This window comes from Vibrio sp. AK197, assembly GCF_053903115.1.
Window position 1 is genome coordinate 2,458,125 of sequence record NZ_CP096430.1, and the last position, 16,829, is coordinate 2,474,953.

Genomic DNA, 16,829 nt, shown 5'->3' on the forward strand with positions numbered 1-16,829 from the left:
TTATCGCGGCTAATAATTATCCAAACGTTGTTATGAGATTCGGACTTCACGTTACTTTTTGTTGTTGTTTCAGTACGTTTGCTCTTGCAGAGCCTCCCCCTCTCAATATTTATATGTGGGAAGACAGTTTATCTCCTCAGGTACGTCGTCATTGGGAAGACCTCACCAACCAAAGGATAAAAATCGCAAACTTTGATAACGACGATGAACGTAACTTGTTGATGATGAATATCCCCAAACTCCCTTTTGATATTACGGTACTCGACAACATTTCAGCGAACCTTTATGGCAAAGCGGGTTCATTCGAAGATCTCTCCTCCCTTGAAAATCCTCAGAACAATAATCCCGTTTGGAATAAAGCATGTGGTCGTTATGCCGTTCCTTATTTTTGGGGGCGGATTGGTATTGCCTATCGGAAAGACAAAGTTTTCCAGCCACCAACGACTTGGAAAGAATTTCTATCGCCTCCTCCTGAGTTATCTGGGCATATTGGTCTACTTACGGACACGGTCGACACCCTGTTACCCGCGTTTTCGAGCCTTGGGCTTTCACCGATCAGTGACGACCCGAGTGAACTACAGCAAGCCTTTAAAAAAATGCAGGCTTTTTTACCCAATATTCTGACGTTTGAATACATTCTTAGCTACGTTCGCAGCCACAGTGACTCAAGTAATGTCACCATGGCGATGGCCTACAGCGGCGATAACTACGCACTGAACCGTTATCTAAAAAAAGACCTATGGGGGTTCATTGTACCTGATGACCATCCTTATATTTGGGTCGACTGCTTAGCCATCAACAAAAACTCAAGTAATAAGCAGCAAGCAAAAGCTTTTCTTGAGTATTTGTCCATTCCTCAAGTTGCCGCCGACAACGCGAAGTTTGTCCGTGCAGCAACGCCCAATTCGAGCGCTCTAAAATTGATGCCTGAATGGTATCTAAATGATTCGACTCTGTTTCCCAAGCACCTTTCACATACTCAAGGTCAACTTGATGCGAGTTTGTCGGCTCAAAACATCAATTTAAGGGCAAAAATACTTTATAAACTCCTTAAAGATCATGAAACTCAATACTAGAGTGTTATTACTGGTCACCCCAGTAATTTTACTGAGCTCAGTTATATCGAGCTACAGCATTTATTACAGTCAAAAAGACTCATTAATCAAACGTGAGTACAGTTACTTACAGCTGACAATGGAAAAGTTAGCGGGTCAGTTTCGTCAGTCACTTGCTGCACTCAATAGCTATTCGCTCACATTAACTCAAAGCGATATTGTTGAGCACTATCTGCGCGAACAAAGTAATCCATACAGCGAAATGGATTTGTACGAAAACCTGCAAGATACGATAGCGTCGATGCACCAGAGCAAAAATGACAGCGTGTCAGTTGCGATTCTGGATAGCCAGTATAGCGAACAGTTCTATGCGGATAATCAAGGTGACCCTTTTACCGCCATTGACCCCAATATTCGCCAATTTGTACAAAGCCAGCATCAGGACAAACAGAGCCAAACTTATGACATCGGTTTTATTCATGATGAAGCCGGCAATGACACTTTAGTGCGTTTTGATGTACTTGATAAACAAACCTTAAAAACGCCGCTGAGCTATAATCGCGATCAAATCTATTTTGTGGTTGTCTATATTCAGCTTGAGCAGTTCGACACGATGCGTCGTAACATTGAGTTAGACAATGACACCAGTTTGTTTTTCACTGAGAGTCCGATTCAATCAACCGATTTAACTCAGTCTGTTGAGCTGATGCCATCGTTATTTGCGGTACTCTCTCCGGCACAATATCTGTTGAACAACAAACTAAAGCACATTGAACGTAAGCTCATGCTTTCTTATGCGCTTTCCGCCAGTATCACACTGTTTATTTTGCTGTACCTGCTCTATCAACGAGTGATAAGACCGATCACACGGCTCGATCAGCAACTCAAACAAGTTGAACAGCGTAAGCGTTGGAATATTCAAAAGCTAACCTCTAACGATGAAATCGGCCGTTTATCAGTGCGTGTGCATGACATGTATAACGAGCTCAACTCAAGCTATCAAAAAACCAAAGCGATGGCCGAAAATGATCACCTGACTCAATTAGCCAATCGCTATCAATTCCAGCAGCATCTCAAAGAGAAACTGCTGGAACCACAATCGGCAGCGCCATTCACCGCGTGGATTTTGTACATCGACCTCGATAATTTCAAATACGTCAACGATAAATATGGCCACCACCTCGGTGACTCACTGCTGGTTGATTTTGCCGAACACATTCGCAAACTCAGTTTTGTCTACCAGCGTCGCTACAGCTTGCAATGCTTACCCGCACGACTTTCCGGTGATGAATTTGCGGTGTTTTTGCTCTCAACCACTCATGATCGTGAAATTGCTGAAAATTTAGCCAAAGACATTCTTGAACCCATTGAACATGGCGTTGACTCGCCGCTAAGTAACTTCCCGATTACGGCCAGTATTGGTATTGCGTCGTTTCCGGATGATGCTGATGACATCACTAAGTTGCTATCGCACGCCGATACAGCGATGTATCAAGCTAAGCGCGCGGGTAAAAACCAAGTAGCCCATTATTCACAAGAGTTGGATAAAACCGTTCGTCGCCGGGCTCGGCTAGAACAAGCGCTGCGTAATGCAGACTTTGATAACGAATTCTCCCTATGTTATCAGCCTTATTTCGATCAAAGCGGTGAGGTGATCAAAGGTGTGGAATCCTTAATTCGCTGGCATTCGCCTTCATTGGGTGAAGTAGCACCAGGCGAATTCATTCCAATTGCAGAACAAACCGGTATGTTTGGATTAATTGATCGCTGGGTGATTAAGCGCGCCTTTCAAGACTTCCACCAGCTGACCTATATTCTAGGCTCGCAAATGGACTTGTCGATTAATCTCTCTTCGGCCGAGCTTGATTCAGCGTTGCTTGCCAAGTACATCATCAATACAGCGCTGACCTATCACATACCAGCAGGCAATATCGACTTTGAAATCACCGAAACGTTTGCCAGTGATTCACAGAGTTACTCATTGCTGCACGAACTGTCGGTGATGGGCTTTAAATTGGCCATCGATGACTTTGGCTCTGGGTATACCTCCATCACTCAGTTGGTTGAATACCCGGTCCACAAAATTAAATTTGACCGCGAATTTTTGACCACGCTGGTCAAGACCAATAAGCGTCAAGTGCTTAAACCGCTTGTCGCGCTTTGCCACTCTCAATCAATGATCGTCACAGCCGAAGGCGTCGAAAGCCGCGAGCTTCAATGTTGGCTAACACAAAGTGGCTGCGATTATTTGCAAGGCAATTTGTTATCTGTACCATTAACGATTGAAGAGCTTGCCCAACGTTATAAACAGACTCAAGGAGAGGCTAATGCCAGTCAGAAAAGTGGTTATCGCTTCGCTTAATCCAGCAAAAATTGCTGCAGTGGAAAGTGCTTTTCAAAGTGTCTTTCCTCAAGAGGTGTTTGATTTTGAAGGAGTCAGTGTTGCAAGCGAAGTCTCAGACCAACCGATGAGCGACCAAGAAACATATGATGGAGCACGTAACCGTGTTAGCAACGCGAAAAAGTTGCTCACAGATGGCGCGTTTTATGTTGGTTTGGAAGCGGGGATTGAAGGCGATAAAACCTTCGCTTGGATGATTGTAGAGTCCCGCCATCAGCGCGGAGAGTCGCGCTCGGCTAGCTTGGCACTGCCACCTTTGGTCATTGAAAAACTCGCCCACGCCAACGAATTAGGCGATGTGATGGATGAGGTGTTTGATACCGATAACATTAAACAAAAGGGAGGCGCGATCGGCTTACTGACACATAACCTGCTGACTCGCAGCTCGGTCTACCATCAAGCGCTTATTTTGGCGTTGATCCCCTTTGTTCACCCTGAGCATTACCCTGCCAACCTCTGATCCAAAACGGGAATGTGACAGACACAAAAAGAGCGGCCCAGCCGCTCTTTTGTGAATAATGACTCAGTTAAGCCCTAAGCAATTTTTCAATCAGCGCTCTTTGCTGCTCATCTTTCGATTTCAGTTCGTTGGAGCCGCGAGTAATGGTCGCAACACCAACACCAAGCATCTGGCTGATTTGCCGTTGAGACAACTCCCCTTTGAGTAACTCGCAAAAGATATTCACCCGCGCAATCAGCGCTTCTCGCTCATCCGCCGTTAATAGCATCGTCAATAACATGCCATGCTGATCTTGATCTGCGCTTTGCTTAATCAAATCGACAATTTGCTGCCAGTCTGTGTACTCAGGTTGCTGTGACATAGTTCCTATCACCTACTCAATACTTGGTATTGATCTCATGTTGATTGAGGAACGCACCATCCACACCCAGCAAGTCTCGATAATAGGTCTCAAACATTAAAATGTTTTGTACATAACCTCGCGTTTCGTTAAATGGAATCGCTTCAATAAACGCGTACGCATCGAGTTTACCTTGGGTGCGCTCCCGCCAAGTTTTCACTCTATTAGGACCTGCATTATACGCAGCAAACGCGAAAATTCGATTGTTATCGTACTGTTTGAGGAGCCCCTCTAAATAACGGCTACCAATTTCAATGTTTTTACCGACATCAAACAGCTGCTCACCGCCATTGTAACTGAGCTTGTATTTGCGGGCGGTGTACTTCGCGGTGGCGGGCATGATCTGCATTAAACCGCGAGCTCCAACTGGCGATCGCGCCTTCGCATCAAACGCACTCTCCTGACGAGCTAGCGACATCAAAGTCACAGGGTCAATGCCGGTTTTCTCACCGTAGAAATTAAACCACCACTGGTGAGCCGCCGGAAAACGTAACTCTAAATTATCCCACATTTTTGCCTGAATACTCGCGGTGACCGTGAGATTATGCCAGTGCTGAGTGGCCGCATAGGCGGCAAGCATCTCTTTTTTATCTGCCGTATCAACATTCAACAGTAACCATTGCCATTCACTTTTCGCAGCAGCAATTTTATCGCGGGCGATCAGCTCATCAATACGTACTAATGTCGATTGATACGGCTTGATTAACTGCTCGTTCAAAGTCAGTGTTTGCGTTGGATAATGAATGGATTGATGGATAGCGGAAGCAGCAGCGACGCTATAAAAGTTACGTTGGCCAACGATTTTCTCTAAACGCTGCTGACCTTTAGTGGGATAACCAAGGGCGATATCAGCTCGACCATACCAATACTGCCAGCGCAGTGAAATTTGCTCCGCTTCTGGCAGGTGATCGATCCACTTTTTCACCTCCCGCCAGTTAGCGTTTTGAATAGCCAAACGGGTACGGCGCGCAATGAGGTTGGTATCTTGCGTAGTTTTAATTGCCTCATCACGCCATTGTGCAAGCGCTTTTGAATCGGTGTTCATCGAATAATACGCGATGTAGTCCGCCATTTTCTGCTGTTGCTCAGCAGAAAAATCTTGTGCTTTAACGACGCCATCAAGTGCTTGTCGAGCTTGGTCAGCATCACGCCGGGTTAACGCTCGCATAGCGAGATAGGTTTGCTGACGATAAAACGCACTTTTCGGCGACTTTTTAGCAAACGATGCGACTGACGCCGGGTCATTAAATAACGCCATCATGGCTTGCGCTTGTTGGCTCGTCTTGCTACCCGTGATCTGTTTTTTCAAGTAGCGCATCATACTGGCATTGCGCTCTTCAAACGCTTTTACCATGCGAGCGAGTATCAGTTCATCGGTTTGCAGCCCCGCACTTTTCCAAGCAGAAAACAGATCGTCACATGCATTGGAAACACTGTGGCCACTTAACCATAATTTCTCAGCGCCTTGAAAAGCGAGCTCACGATCACCTACTTTATAATTCGCGTAATAGTAGTGGCACTGATAGGTTTCGCCCTTCGGCTCATGTGTTTGATATTCAAGGAAGGTTGACCACTTATCATTCATCGCCAGGCTTAATAAATAACGGGGCCCCACACGATTAGCAAACGGAAAGTCTTGATGCTCAGCGACAAAACGTTTCACTTCATTCGGTGAGCGCTTTTCGATATCAACCAAAAATGCCCGATAATCGATATAAGGGGTTAATGGATAATCCGCAATTTCAGAACGCATCGCTTGGTACCGTTCCACTTGTCGTTTGTCGAGCATGGTTTGCGCGGCATCGTAGCGGTCACGTTGTTGTTTGAGCGTTAAAGCGTGAGAAGTCAGTGGAATCGTTGCGCCGCAAATTAACGTACATAAGCCGGCAAGAAGGCGTTGCGGGCGCGAAGGATTACGTCGATACATTAAAGATCCTTGGTGCTCTGTTTAGGTGAATGCCTAGTCATTAAGGCTCATTCTATACAAGGCTGTAAAGCCTCAACGCCCGTTTCGTGATAATTTCACGTAACCGTGACATAACTGACGCTTTACTCAATCAATTAAGTCATTTTTCATTGATGTTGCGAATAAATTTTACCTCGCACAATTGGTGGGTAACAAAAGCTCAGCGATTAAGTTAAAATGCCTTACTCTTTGACATTCAAACAGACAATTTAGGAACGATCGGCGATGGCTGAATACGTATATACTATGTCGCGGGTGAGCAAAATCGTGCCACCTAAGCGTCAAATCCTGAAAGACATTTCACTGAGCTTTTTTCCAGGTGCCAAAATTGGTGTTCTTGGTCTGAACGGTGCAGGGAAATCAACACTGCTGCGTATCATGGCAGGGATTGATACTGACATCGATGGCGAAGCGCGTCCTCAACCTGGGTTGAACGTGGGTTACTTGCCACAAGAACCTGTACTAGACGAATCCAAAACCGTACGCGAAGTGGTGGAAGAAGCCGTTTCTGATGTCGCTGATGCTTTAAAACGTCTGGATGCGGTTTATGCGGCTTATGCCGACCCTGATGCGGACTTTGATGCACTGGCTAAAGAGCAAGGCGAGCTTGAAGGTTTGATTCAAGCCAAAGATGGCCACAATCTTGAAAACGCGCTTGAGCGCGCAGCAGAAGCACTGCGCTTACCAGAATGGGATCAAAAAATCGCTCACCTCTCGGGGGGGGAACGTCGTCGTGTTGCCATTTGTCGTCTATTGCTTGAAAAGCCAGACATGCTGCTGCTCGACGAACCAACCAACCACCTAGATGCGGAATCCGTTGCTTGGTTAGAACGCTTCTTAGTTGATTACACGGGCACTGTTGTCGCTATTACCCACGACCGCTACTTCTTAGACAATGCAGCGGGCTGGATTTTGGAACTTGACCGTGGTGAAGGTATTCCTTGGGAAGGGAACTACACCTCTTGGCTGGAGCAAAAAGACGCTCGCCTACAACAAGAAGCTTCACAAGAAAAAGCGCGTCAAAAAACCATTGAGAAAGAACTGGAATGGGTTCGTCAGAATCCAAAAGGTCGCCAAGCAAAATCCAAAGCACGTATGGCACGCTTTGAAGAACTGCAAAATAACGATCACCAGAAGCGTAACGAAACCAATGAGCTGTTTATTCCGCCAGGTGAACGTCTTGGTGACAAGGTTATCGATGTCAATAACCTCACAAAGTCATTTGATGGTCGCGTATTGATCGACGATCTGTCCTTTAGTATTCCGAAAGGCGCAATCGTCGGTATTATCGGTGCAAACGGTGCTGGTAAATCGACGTTATTCAAGATGCTCAGCGGCACTGAACAACCTGATTCGGGTAGTATTGAATTGGGCGACACGGTGAAACTGGCTTCTGTTGAGCAGTTCCGTGACTCAATGAATGACACAAACACGGTATTCCAAGAGATTTCTGAAGGTTCGGACATCATTAAGATCAACAACTTTGAAATACCGGCGCGAGCTTACTGTTCTCGTTTCAACTTCAAAGGTTCTGATCAACAAAAGGTCATTGGTGAACTGTCTGGGGGTGAACGAAACCGTGTTCACTTAGCCAAGCTATTAAAAGCGGGCGGCAACGTATTGCTACTCGACGAACCAACCAACGATCTTGATGTGGAAACTTTGCGTGCGCTTGAAGAAGCACTACTGGAATTCCCTGGTTGTGCCATGGTGATTTCGCATGACCGTTGGTTCCTTGACCGTATCGCGACGCACATCATCGATTACCGTGATGAAGGCCAAGTTAACTTCTACGAAGGGAACTACACCGAGTACATGGAATGGCTGAAGAAAACCTTGGGTCCAGAAGCGGCAGAACCGCATCGTATCAAGTACAAACGAATCACCAAATAATCGGTGTAAACTGTGTTCTAAAGCCGCTGAATATCAGCGGCTTTTTTGTGCTGACAACTGAATAAAATTGAGCCCCGCTCACACTTCCCTAGCTCGAAAGTGTGATTCTTTTGCTAACCTTTAGAAAAAAGGATTGGGATTAAATTATGAAAGAAAGACGACGCTTTTCACGCATTGTATATCATGCAACGGCAAGCCTTACTCAAGGCGACTTACACTGCACAGGACAACTGAAAGATGTGTCATTGCATGGCTTATTGCTCACGGTGAGCGAAACGCCGCTCCCGTTTAATGGAGAGTTATTGATCGATGTCGCGTTTACTCTGCCAGGGTCTGAAATCGAACTCACCATGACCGCGCAAATTGTTGAACAGATTGGCGCATTACTGCGAATGAGGATCGACCATATTGATATTGAGAGTCTCAGCCACCTGAAGCGTCTTGTGGAACTTAATGTCGGTACTGATGAGTTACTGCACAGAAATTTAGAACATCTCTCAGATATTGGTGACGAAGAGCACTTTTGATGCGCAACTCAGTCAAAGGTAATAATTAAAAAAGAGCGCAGTGCGCTCTTTTTATTGCCTCGAATGATCTCAATCAACCTCGATGAATAGAGTCATTCGCTTGTTTAAGCAAGTTCTGGCTCTCGGTCATAAATTGCTGAGAGTAATCGCCAAACCACTCACTGACCTGAGCAAAGCTTTCAATAAATGCTTGCTTATTTCCCCCTTCCAGCAGTTTGACGGCTTCGCCTAAACGCTGATGGAAACGCTCTATCATTTCAATATTCTCTTGAGACGAGAAGATAATATCACCATACAAATTTGGATCTTGAGCGAATAAACGTCCAACCATGGCAATTTCCAAGCGATAAATCGGAGAACTTAATTGCAGCAAGCGGTCAATATTGGGATTTTCTTTGCTTAAGTGCAAGCCGTAGGCAAACGACGTAAAGTGGCGTAGCGCTTGAATCAGTGTCATGCCGTGATCGTGGTCTTCTGCACTCATTTGGCATAGGCTCGCTCCCCAAATCGAAAACTGCTTGAGTAACCATTGGTATGCCGACTCGTCACGCCCATCACAATGCACTATCACTTGTTTAGCAAGGCTCGGCACATCCGGACCAAACATTGGGTGAAGACCAACAACTGGGCCAGCATGAACGTCTAACATCGCTTTCAGCGGTTTGCTCTTAATCGACGTTAAATCGCATAAGATGCAATCTTTAGGCAAATTGCCGAGTTTCTCAATCACGCCTTGTGTCAGGTGAATCGGCACCGTCACAACCACAAGGCCAGCATCACAGAGTAACTCATCTGCTTTGTGCCAATCTTTACTGCCGAGTACTTTTACCTCATAGCCAGAAAGACGGAACATACGGCTAAATAACCCACCGAGCTGACCATGCCCACCAATAACCACCACAGAACGTAATTCAGGATTTAGGCATTTAAACCCCGAGTCTTTTTCGCTGGCATAAGACTCACGCATCGTTCGGCGCAAAATATCTTCGATAAGTTGCGGAGGAACTCCGATTCTCTCAGCTTCTTCACGGCGAGAAGCAAGCATTGCGGCTTCTCGATCCGGTGCATAAATAGGCAAACCGTGACGGCTTTTAACTTCACCAACCTTTTCGACTAATGCCAGACGCTGAGATAACAAATCAAGAATTTGCTTATCAACGGCATCAATACCATCACGTAACTCATTCAGTTCTACAGCCATTTATGCTCCCTTACCCTTGTAGACGATTTTCCAAAAATGGGGTTAACTCACTATGTGCTTTGCGCAGTAATGTTTCTGTGGTCTCCCAGTTTATACACGCATCGGTGATAGAAACACCATACTCCATTTGATCAAAAGGTAAATCTGAACTTTGGTTGCCTTCATTGATATGGCTTTCGATCATAAGCCCAATAATAGAGCGGTTGCCTTCACGAATCTGTGCCATCACATCTTCTGCCACTAAGGTCTGGCGACGGAAATCTTTACGCGAGTTGGCGTGACTGCAATCCACCATCAATGAACAATCAAGAGAATGCTGAGCCATTTCTTGTTCGCACTCTGCCACAGACACAGAATCATAATTGGTTTGTTTACCGCCACGTAAAATAACGTGTCCATTTTGGTTGCCCTGCGTCGTCAGCAACGCCACTTGACCTTCACGGTTAATCCCCATAAAGCGATGGCTTGAGGAGGCGGCTTGCATGGCATTTATCGCCGTGGAAAGGCTACCATCAGTCCCATTTTTAAACCCAATAGGCATAGAAAGACCACTCGCCATCTCTCGGTGCGTCTGTGATTCAGTAGTACGTGCACCAATTGCCGCCCAGCTAAAAGTATCCGCTAGGTATTGTGGGCTAATGGGGTCCAACGCTTCAGTGGCTAATGGAATTTCCATTTCTGCCAATTCAACCAATAATTGACGGCCGATGTGCAAGCCGTGCTCGATATCAAAACTGCCGTCTAAATGTGGATCATTGATCAACCCTTTCCAACCCACTGTGGTTCTCGGTTTCTCAAAGTAGACACGCATAACAAGGTAAATTTGATCACTTAACTGCTCTGATAATGCTTTCAAACGGCGGGCATAATCTTTGGCAGCATCTAAGTCATGAATAGAGCAAGGACCACACACCACCAGCAAACGGTGGTCACGCTTATGAATGATATCCGCGATGGTTTGGCGAGATTCACGAATAAAGCGACGCGCGTTGTCACTAAGTGGGATTTTGTTTTTCAGTTCCTGAGGGGTAATCAGCACCTGCTGTTCACTGATATTAATATCGCTGAGTTCGCTCTTATTCATGACTTTACCTTGTACATTTAAATCTACAGTTATTTCTATCCGGCCGTTACTACGGAGTGAGATGATAAAATAACAGCCTGAAAAACATTTTCAAGTGTAAATAATAAAAAACATTTAATGTAAAAATAAATTTACACTAACCATTGATACTTTCTCTTATCTAAAAATCCGCGTCAAAGGCTTTGCATTGCTTAATTTTGTTTTAGAATGGCGAAAACCACAGGAAGTCTTGATATGGATTTAATCCTCTCGCTATTACAACAGATGTGCGTGTATCTGGTCTTAGCTTATATGCTAAGTAAAACGCCCCTGTTTTTGCCACTGCTTAGTATTTCGAATCGACCGGTTCACCAATTCAGTGTTTACGTAATGTTTTCACTATTTTGTGTCATGGGGACCTATTTTGGCCTGCAATTCAATGATGCCATCGCTAATACTCGCGCAATAGGAGCGGTCATGGGGGGGCTATTTGGTGGTCCTGTTATTGGTTTTTTGGTTGGCTTAACCGGAGGATTGCATCGCTACAGTTTGGGCGGTTTTACGGATATAGCCTGCGCGATTTCCACTACCGCTGAAGGCTTAATTGGTGGGCTATTACATACCTATTTAGTACGCCGAGGGAAGGCATCTCATCTCTTCAACCCAACCGTAGTTTTCTCGGTCACGTTAGTCGCTGAAGTCATACAAATGTTGATCATTTTGCTGGTCGCCAAACCGTTTGATCAAGCATTTCATTTGGTGTCTGCAATTGCAGCGCCAATGATTATCGCCAACTCCGTGGGCGCCGCCTTATTTATGAGTATCCTCCATGACAGAAAAACCATCTTTGAAGAGTACTCGGCTGCCTTTTCGCGGCGAGCATTAAATATAGCCGAACGCTCAGTGGGGATTCTGGCTGCGGGATTTAACACGGAAAATGCCGAAAAAATTGCGCGTATCGTCTATGAAGAAACCAATGTCGGCGCAGTCTCCATTACCGACCAAGAAAAAATACTCGCCTTTGTTGGCATCGGGGATGACCACCATAAGCCCAATACCCCCATCTCTTCACAAAGCACTCTGGATGCGATAAAAAACAATGCCATCATCCATTTAGATGGTAAAGAAAAACCATTCCAATGCTCGTTGTCCAAACAATGCAAGCTCGGCTCGGCATTGATTATTCCCCTTCGCACCGGCGACCGCGTCATTGGCAGCATTAAACTTTATGAACCAAAGCGAAAATTGCTGTCGACGATTAATATGTCGATGGGTCAAGGGATTGCTCAACTGCTTTCCAGCCAAATTCTGTACGGTGACTATCAACAGAAACGCTCACTGCTAGCACAAGCCGAGATCAAATTGCTACAAGCTCAGGTGAACCCTCACTTTCTATTTAATGCGTTGAATACCATCAGCGCAGTGATTCGCCGCGATCCAACCAAAGCCCGTGAGTTAATTCAGCACTTATCACAATTCTTTCGTAGTAACTTGAAACAAAAGGTCGAAAGCGTTTCACTACGCGATGAACTGGCGCATGTCAATGCCTACCTAACGATTGAAAAGGCTCGCTTTAGTGACCGCCTTGAAGTTGAAATAGATATTGAAGAGTCGTTACTCGACAAATTGCTTCCCACCTTTACCCTGCAACCTCTGGTTGAAAATGCGATTAAGCATGGCGTATCCAATTTATTGGATGGCGGAAAAGTGAAAATTTACAGCCAAAAAGTCAGCCAAGGTTATCGTGTTGTGGTTGAAGATAATGCAGGAAGTTACGCCAAACCCGAACAAGACCACAGTGGTTTAGGATTGGAAATTGTCGATAAACGCTTAACCAATCAATTTGGTCAAGTCTCCGCATTGGATATTCAAGTCGAACCCGACCATTACACTCGAATGAGCTTTATCATTCCCAACCGCTTTTGATAAGGAGCGCGCATGTTTTCTGCACTGGTTATCGATGATGAGTTGTTTGCACGTGAAGAGTTGATTGAGCTGCTTGAAGAAACAGGGCTTATCGAAGTGATTGGCGAAGCAAGTAATGCGATTGAAGGCTTAAAGAAAATAAACCAGCTCAAACCTGACGTCGTCTTTCTCGATATTCAGATGCCGCAGATCACTGGCGTCGAGTTGTTGGGCATGTTAGATACCGAAACCATGCCGCATGTGGTGTTTGTTACTGCCTACGATCAATTCGCGATTCAAGCTTTTGAAGAAAATGCCTTTGATTACCTGCTTAAGCCTGTCGATACTGACCGATTGAACAAAACCGTGCAGCGCTTAGTAAAAGCCGATCAGCCAAGCCCTGCCCCCTATCATGCGATTACTCCGACACAACTTGAGCATGTCCCATGTTATGGGCATAACCGTATTGTTATCGTCAGCAGTAAAGACATTGAATTTGCTTACTCCGATGTCAGTGGCGTTCATATCCAGACGGCCTCACAACTGACCACCAGCCAATTGACGCTCAAAGTGCTCGAAGAAAAAACCGTACTGATTCGTTGCCACCGCCAGTATCTTGTTAACCTGAGTGCGATTAAAGAGATTAAATTACTTGAGAACGGGTTGGCAGAAATCATCACAGTCAGTGAGCATAAACTGCCTGTCAGTCGCCGTTACCTAAAATATTTAAAAGAGCGTTTAGGCTTTCACTAATTATGAGAGGTATCAGAGAAAAGACCCAGCCGCAATGATCGCAGCCGGGCATTATTGCTTAACGGATGGAGAGTTATCTATCCAATACGCGCTTTACAGCGGCATCTGCTTGCTGCCATTGGCTGGAGCGCTTTAACTCCGACAAGGTGAATGACTGTTTTTTCAATAGTGCAGAAGCCTGTGGCACGCTCGAAATAGGTAAGTGATCCAAGACTTCGACTTGTGCATCGCGCTGGTTACACACCAACAACATGTCACATCCAGCTGCCAAAGACTGTTCAGCCCTCTGCGCAGGCCCTCCCATTACCGATGCTCCTTCCATGGTTAAATCATCGGAAAAAATAATGCCCTTAAAACCCAACTGCTCACGCAAAATCTGTTTAAGCCAATACGATGAACCACTGGCGGGTTGGGCATCATAATGCGGATAAATCACGTGTGCTGGCATCATGGCATCGAGCAGTCCTTCGTCGATTTGCTGTTTAAAAATCGCCATATCTTGCTCAATAATCGTTTCACGATGGTCAAACGGGGTTTCAAGATGCGAATCTGCAATGACGCCGCCATGGCCAGGAAAATGTTTGCCTGTCGTCGCCATGCCCGCTGATTTCATACCGTGCATAAACGCACTACTGTATTGCTTGATGGTCGACAGGTCGTCACCAAAAGCGCGATTGCCAATCGCTTTACACTCATGACCTTGGTCCAGTACGGGAGCAAAACTTAAATCAATATCATGAGCAATGAGCTCGGCCGCCATCAACCATCCGGCTTGCTGCGCAATCCGCTCGCCATTTTCAACTTGAGCATAACGCTGAGCGGGTGGAATCAATGAAAAGCCCTCGCGAAAACGCTGAACGCGCCCTCCCTCTTGGTCAACACCAATTAAGATGGGTCGTTTTGCTGCTTTTCGAATCGCCGTATTGAGCGCTAACAACTGTTGATTATCATGATAATTACGCGTAAACAAAATCACCCCGCCCACGGTTGGGTGCTCAAGAATCTCTTTATCTTCCGCGCTCAGTTCATAACCAGCCACGTCTAACCACAACGGTCCCATAGTTTTCTCATGCTATCTTTGAATTTGACGAATTTTCGAGATTATTCGCTTTAACAATCCATTACAATAGACCCGACTAACATTTGCGAAGCGAGATAAAGATGAAACAACTGTATATTGGCGTCATGTCTGGCACCAGTATGGATGGTGTCGACACCGCACTGGTCGCGATTGAAGGCAATCATATTGAACTCATCGCTCACCACGACACGCCCATGCCGCAAGCGTTAAAACAACGTCTGATGTCAGTGTGTATTGGCCAACAAACCAATTTGGTCGAAATTGGCGAACTTGACCACCTACTTGGCCACCTATTTGCTGAAGCCGTTAATCAGCTATTGGAACAAAGTGGTTATCAAGCATCACAGATTCGCGCGATTGGAAACCATGGGCAAACGGTTTATCACCAACCCAGTGGCAACGCACCTTTTACCCTACAGCTTGGCGACGCCAACATCATCGCCACCGTAACGGGTATTGATACCATCGCCGACTTTCGTCGCAAAGATATCGCGCTAGGCGGCCAAGGTGCCCCACTGGTTCCTGCTTTTCATCGCACTATTTTTCAATCTCAGGACTCCAATATCGTTGTTCTTAACATTGGCGGAATCGCTAACATCTCTGTACTGCCTGCAAGTGGCAGCGTTCTCGGCTATGACACTGGGCCGGGGAATATGTTAATGGACGCCTGGTGTCTAAAACACACAGGCAAGGGGTTTGATAAAGACGCACAGTTTGCTAGTCAAGGCCAAGTCTCGCAGAAGCTATTAGACTCTTTATTAAATGACCCCTACTTTGCGCTCCAGGCCCCAAAAAGTACGGGTCGTGAATACTTCAATTTGGCTTGGCTTGAGGCGCATTTGGTCACCCATGATCTTTTAGCTCATGATGTGCAAAAAACGCTTTGTGAACTGAGTGCACAGACCATTGCCAATGAAGTTAAACGCTTTACTAAAGGGCCGAACCCACAGCTATTAGTGTGTGGCGGCGGAGCAAGAAACCCATTATTAATGAAGCAATTAGAACAGCTTCTTAATGATTGGCAAGTGAGCTCAACCAGCAGCAAAGGGGTTGATAGTGATTATATGGAAGCCATGGCTTTTGCATGGCTGGCCGCGCGCCGAATGGATGGCCTACCCAGTAATTTGCCGGAAGTAACCGGAGCCAGTAAGCTAGCGTCGTTAGGCGTGATGTATTTTGCCAATTAGTAAGGATAGTTATGACCAATGATGCTCTGATCACAGCGCTCTCTCACCTCATCTCAGAAGAGCGTAACCCGGAAACCATGGATATTGATTTACTCTCGTCATTAGAGATTGTCGAACGGCTAAATCAACAAGACAAATTGGTGCCGATTGCTGTCGAGCAAGTGATCCCCGAGATAGCCAAAGCGGTCGATGCCATTACCGCCGCCTTTCAGCAAGGTGGTCGTTTGATTTATATGGGCGCGGGAACCAGCGGTCGTTTGGGCGTGTTAGATGCCTCCGAGTGTCCTCCTACTTTTGGTGTCTCTGATCAATTAGTGATTGGTCTTATTGCCGGGGGTCAGAAAGCCATGTTTAAAGCTCAGGAAGGGGCCGAGGATTCACTCGAACTCGGGGTTCAAGATCTGAAAGCCATTGACTTTAGCGTCAAAGATATTGTCGTCGGAATTGCTGCCAGTGGTCGAACCCCATACGTCATTGGTGCCCTTGAATACGCGAATGACATTGGCGCGACAACCGTTGCCCTCTCTTGCAATCCGGATTCAGCCATTGCCGATATTGCACACATTGCTATCAGCCCTGTGGTGGGCCCTGAAGCATTAACCGGTTCAACACGCTTGAAGTCAGGCACAGCACAAAAATTGGTGCTCAACATGTTGACCACCGCTTCGATGATTCGCCTAGGGAAGAGTTATCAAAACTTAATGGTGGATGTGAAAGCAACCAATAAAAAGCTCATTGCTCGTGCTGCTCGTATCGTTATGCAAGCGACCGAGTGCGGTGAACCTCAAGCGATTCAAGCACTAGAACAAACAGATTACGATGTAAAGTTAGCCATTTTAATCTTGTTAACTGGGCTCGATGTGCACAGTGCCAAACAACAACTGGCAAATCAAAATGGCTTTCTGCGGCGAGCGGTTGAAAAAAACTGAGTCGCACC

14 protein-coding genes are annotated in these 16,829 nt (G+C 45.9%); 9 read left to right on the forward strand and 5 right to left on the reverse strand.

Annotation, left to right across the window (positions count from 1 at the left end; translation table 11 throughout):
- Positions 1-113: 113 nt before the first annotated feature.
- From M1D72_RS18500 to yjjX, 3 genes are read left to right on the forward strand one after another with little or no spacing between them, the layout of a single operon-like run.
- Positions 114-1,076 (forward strand): polyamine ABC transporter substrate-binding protein, encoded by a 963-nt coding sequence (locus M1D72_RS18500; RefSeq protein WP_456296137.1) that lies wholly within the window; start codon positions 114-116, stop codon positions 1,074-1,076.
- On the forward strand, positions 1,060-3,417 hold the full coding sequence (locus M1D72_RS18505; protein ID WP_456296138.1) for a putative bifunctional diguanylate cyclase/phosphodiesterase: 2,358 nt from the start codon (positions 1,060-1,062) through the stop codon (positions 3,415-3,417). The genes M1D72_RS18500 and M1D72_RS18505 overlap by 17 nt, the downstream gene beginning before the upstream one ends.
- Positions 3,383-3,916 (forward strand): inosine/xanthosine triphosphatase, encoded by a 534-nt coding sequence (gene yjjX, locus M1D72_RS18510; RefSeq protein ID WP_456296139.1) that lies wholly within the window; start codon positions 3,383-3,385, stop codon positions 3,914-3,916. Before M1D72_RS18505 ends, yjjX begins: the two co-directional genes overlap by 35 nt.
- Positions 3,917-3,983: 67 nt before the next feature.
- Here yjjX and trpR read toward each other — a convergent pair whose 3' ends face one another.
- Together trpR and sltY are read right to left on the reverse strand one after the other, a co-directional pair.
- Positions 3,984-4,277 carry a trp operon repressor gene (gene trpR / locus M1D72_RS18515; RefSeq protein WP_390193386.1) on the reverse strand — a complete coding sequence of 98 codons (294 nt, stop codon included), beginning with the start codon at positions 4,275-4,277 and terminating at the stop codon, positions 3,984-3,986.
- A gap of 16 nt (positions 4,278-4,293) precedes the next feature.
- Positions 4,294-6,243, reverse strand: a complete 1,950-nt coding sequence (gene sltY / locus M1D72_RS18520) for a murein transglycosylase (protein WP_456296140.1) — start codon at positions 6,241-6,243, stop codon at positions 4,294-4,296.
- A gap of 264 nt (positions 6,244-6,507) precedes the next feature.
- Here sltY and ettA point away from each other — a divergent pair, with 264 nt between their 5' ends.
- Together ettA and M1D72_RS18530 are read left to right on the forward strand one after the other, a co-directional pair.
- The gene (ettA, locus tag M1D72_RS18525) at positions 6,508-8,175 is read left to right on the forward strand and encodes an energy-dependent translational throttle protein EttA (RefSeq protein ID WP_456296141.1); all 1,668 of its coding nucleotides are present in this window, start codon (positions 6,508-6,510) and stop codon (positions 8,173-8,175) included.
- A 146-nt stretch (positions 8,176-8,321) separates the two neighbouring features.
- Positions 8,322-8,702, forward strand: a complete 381-nt coding sequence (locus M1D72_RS18530; RefSeq protein WP_390193391.1) for a PilZ domain-containing protein — start codon at positions 8,322-8,324, stop codon at positions 8,700-8,702.
- A 73-nt stretch (positions 8,703-8,775) separates the two neighbouring features.
- Here M1D72_RS18530 and tyrA read toward each other — a convergent pair whose 3' ends face one another.
- Entirely contained in the window at positions 8,776-9,903 is a 1,128-nt protein-coding gene (gene tyrA, locus M1D72_RS18535; RefSeq protein WP_456296142.1) for a bifunctional chorismate mutase/prephenate dehydrogenase, read from the reverse strand.
- Between the two features lie 10 nt (positions 9,904-9,913).
- The gene (locus M1D72_RS18540) at positions 9,914-10,987 is read right to left on the reverse strand and encodes a 3-deoxy-7-phosphoheptulonate synthase (RefSeq protein ID WP_390193395.1); all 1,074 of its coding nucleotides are present in this window, start codon (positions 10,985-10,987) and stop codon (positions 9,914-9,916) included.
- Between the two features lie 234 nt (positions 10,988-11,221).
- Here M1D72_RS18540 and M1D72_RS18545 point away from each other — a divergent pair, with 234 nt between their 5' ends.
- On the forward strand, positions 11,222-12,892 hold the full coding sequence (locus M1D72_RS18545; protein ID WP_456296143.1) for a LytS/YhcK type 5TM receptor domain-containing protein: 1,671 nt from the start codon (positions 11,222-11,224) through the stop codon (positions 12,890-12,892).
- A 12-nt stretch (positions 12,893-12,904) separates the two neighbouring features.
- The gene (gene btsR / locus M1D72_RS18550; RefSeq protein WP_456296144.1) at positions 12,905-13,624 is read left to right on the forward strand and encodes a two-component system response regulator BtsR; all 720 of its coding nucleotides are present in this window, start codon (positions 12,905-12,907) and stop codon (positions 13,622-13,624) included.
- 73 nt (positions 13,625-13,697) lie between these two features.
- On the opposite strand, the gene nagZ is transcribed toward btsR, so the two are convergent.
- Positions 13,698-14,684, reverse strand: coding sequence for a beta-N-acetylhexosaminidase (gene nagZ / locus M1D72_RS18555; protein ID WP_456296145.1), 987 nt, complete (start codon positions 14,682-14,684; stop codon positions 13,698-13,700).
- Positions 14,685-14,785: 101 nt separating this feature from the next.
- Between nagZ and M1D72_RS18560 the strand changes: the two genes are divergently transcribed.
- Together M1D72_RS18560 and murQ are read left to right on the forward strand one after the other, a co-directional pair.
- Entirely contained in the window at positions 14,786-15,892 is a 1,107-nt protein-coding gene (locus M1D72_RS18560) for an anhydro-N-acetylmuramic acid kinase (RefSeq protein ID WP_456296146.1), read from the forward strand.
- A gap of 11 nt (positions 15,893-15,903) precedes the next feature.
- Positions 15,904-16,821: an N-acetylmuramic acid 6-phosphate etherase gene (gene murQ / locus M1D72_RS18565; RefSeq protein ID WP_456296147.1), complete on the forward strand. Its 918-nt coding sequence runs from the start codon at positions 15,904-15,906 to the stop codon at positions 16,819-16,821.
- The last annotated feature ends 8 nt before the right edge of the window (positions 16,822-16,829 follow it).

Bases quoted from the DNA above. Each gene is read 5' to 3' on its own strand.
- M1D72_RS18540 (WP_390193395.1), bottom strand. From the start codon at position 10,987: ATGAATAAGAGCGAACTCAGCGATATTAATATCAGTGAACAGCAGGTG.
- M1D72_RS18505 (WP_456296138.1), top strand. From the start codon at position 1,060: ATGAAACTCAATACTAGAGTGTTATTACTGGTCACCCCAGTAATTTTA.
- tyrA (WP_456296142.1), bottom strand. From the start codon at position 9,903: ATGGCTGTAGAACTGAATGAGTTACGTGATGGTATTGATGCCGTTGAT.
- M1D72_RS18545 (WP_456296143.1), top strand. From the start codon at position 11,222: ATGGATTTAATCCTCTCGCTATTACAACAGATGTGCGTGTATCTGGTC.
- nagZ (WP_456296145.1), bottom strand. From the start codon at position 14,684: ATGGGACCGTTGTGGTTAGACGTGGCTGGTTATGAACTGAGCGCGGAA.
- M1D72_RS18530 (WP_390193391.1), top strand. From the start codon at position 8,322: ATGAAAGAAAGACGACGCTTTTCACGCATTGTATATCATGCAACGGCA.
- murQ (WP_456296147.1), top strand. From the start codon at position 15,904: ATGACCAATGATGCTCTGATCACAGCGCTCTCTCACCTCATCTCAGAA.
- sltY (WP_456296140.1), bottom strand. From the start codon at position 6,243: ATGTATCGACGTAATCCTTCGCGCCCGCAACGCCTTCTTGCCGGCTTA.
- trpR (WP_390193386.1), bottom strand. From the start codon at position 4,277: ATGTCACAGCAACCTGAGTACACAGACTGGCAGCAAATTGTCGATTTG.
- btsR (WP_456296144.1), top strand. From the start codon at position 12,905: ATGTTTTCTGCACTGGTTATCGATGATGAGTTGTTTGCACGTGAAGAG.
- yjjX (WP_456296139.1), top strand. From the start codon at position 3,383: ATGCCAGTCAGAAAAGTGGTTATCGCTTCGCTTAATCCAGCAAAAATT.
- M1D72_RS18500 (WP_456296137.1), top strand. From the start codon at position 114: ATGTGGGAAGACAGTTTATCTCCTCAGGTACGTCGTCATTGGGAAGAC.
- M1D72_RS18560 (WP_456296146.1), top strand. From the start codon at position 14,786: ATGAAACAACTGTATATTGGCGTCATGTCTGGCACCAGTATGGATGGT.
- ettA (WP_456296141.1), top strand. From the start codon at position 6,508: ATGGCTGAATACGTATATACTATGTCGCGGGTGAGCAAAATCGTGCCA.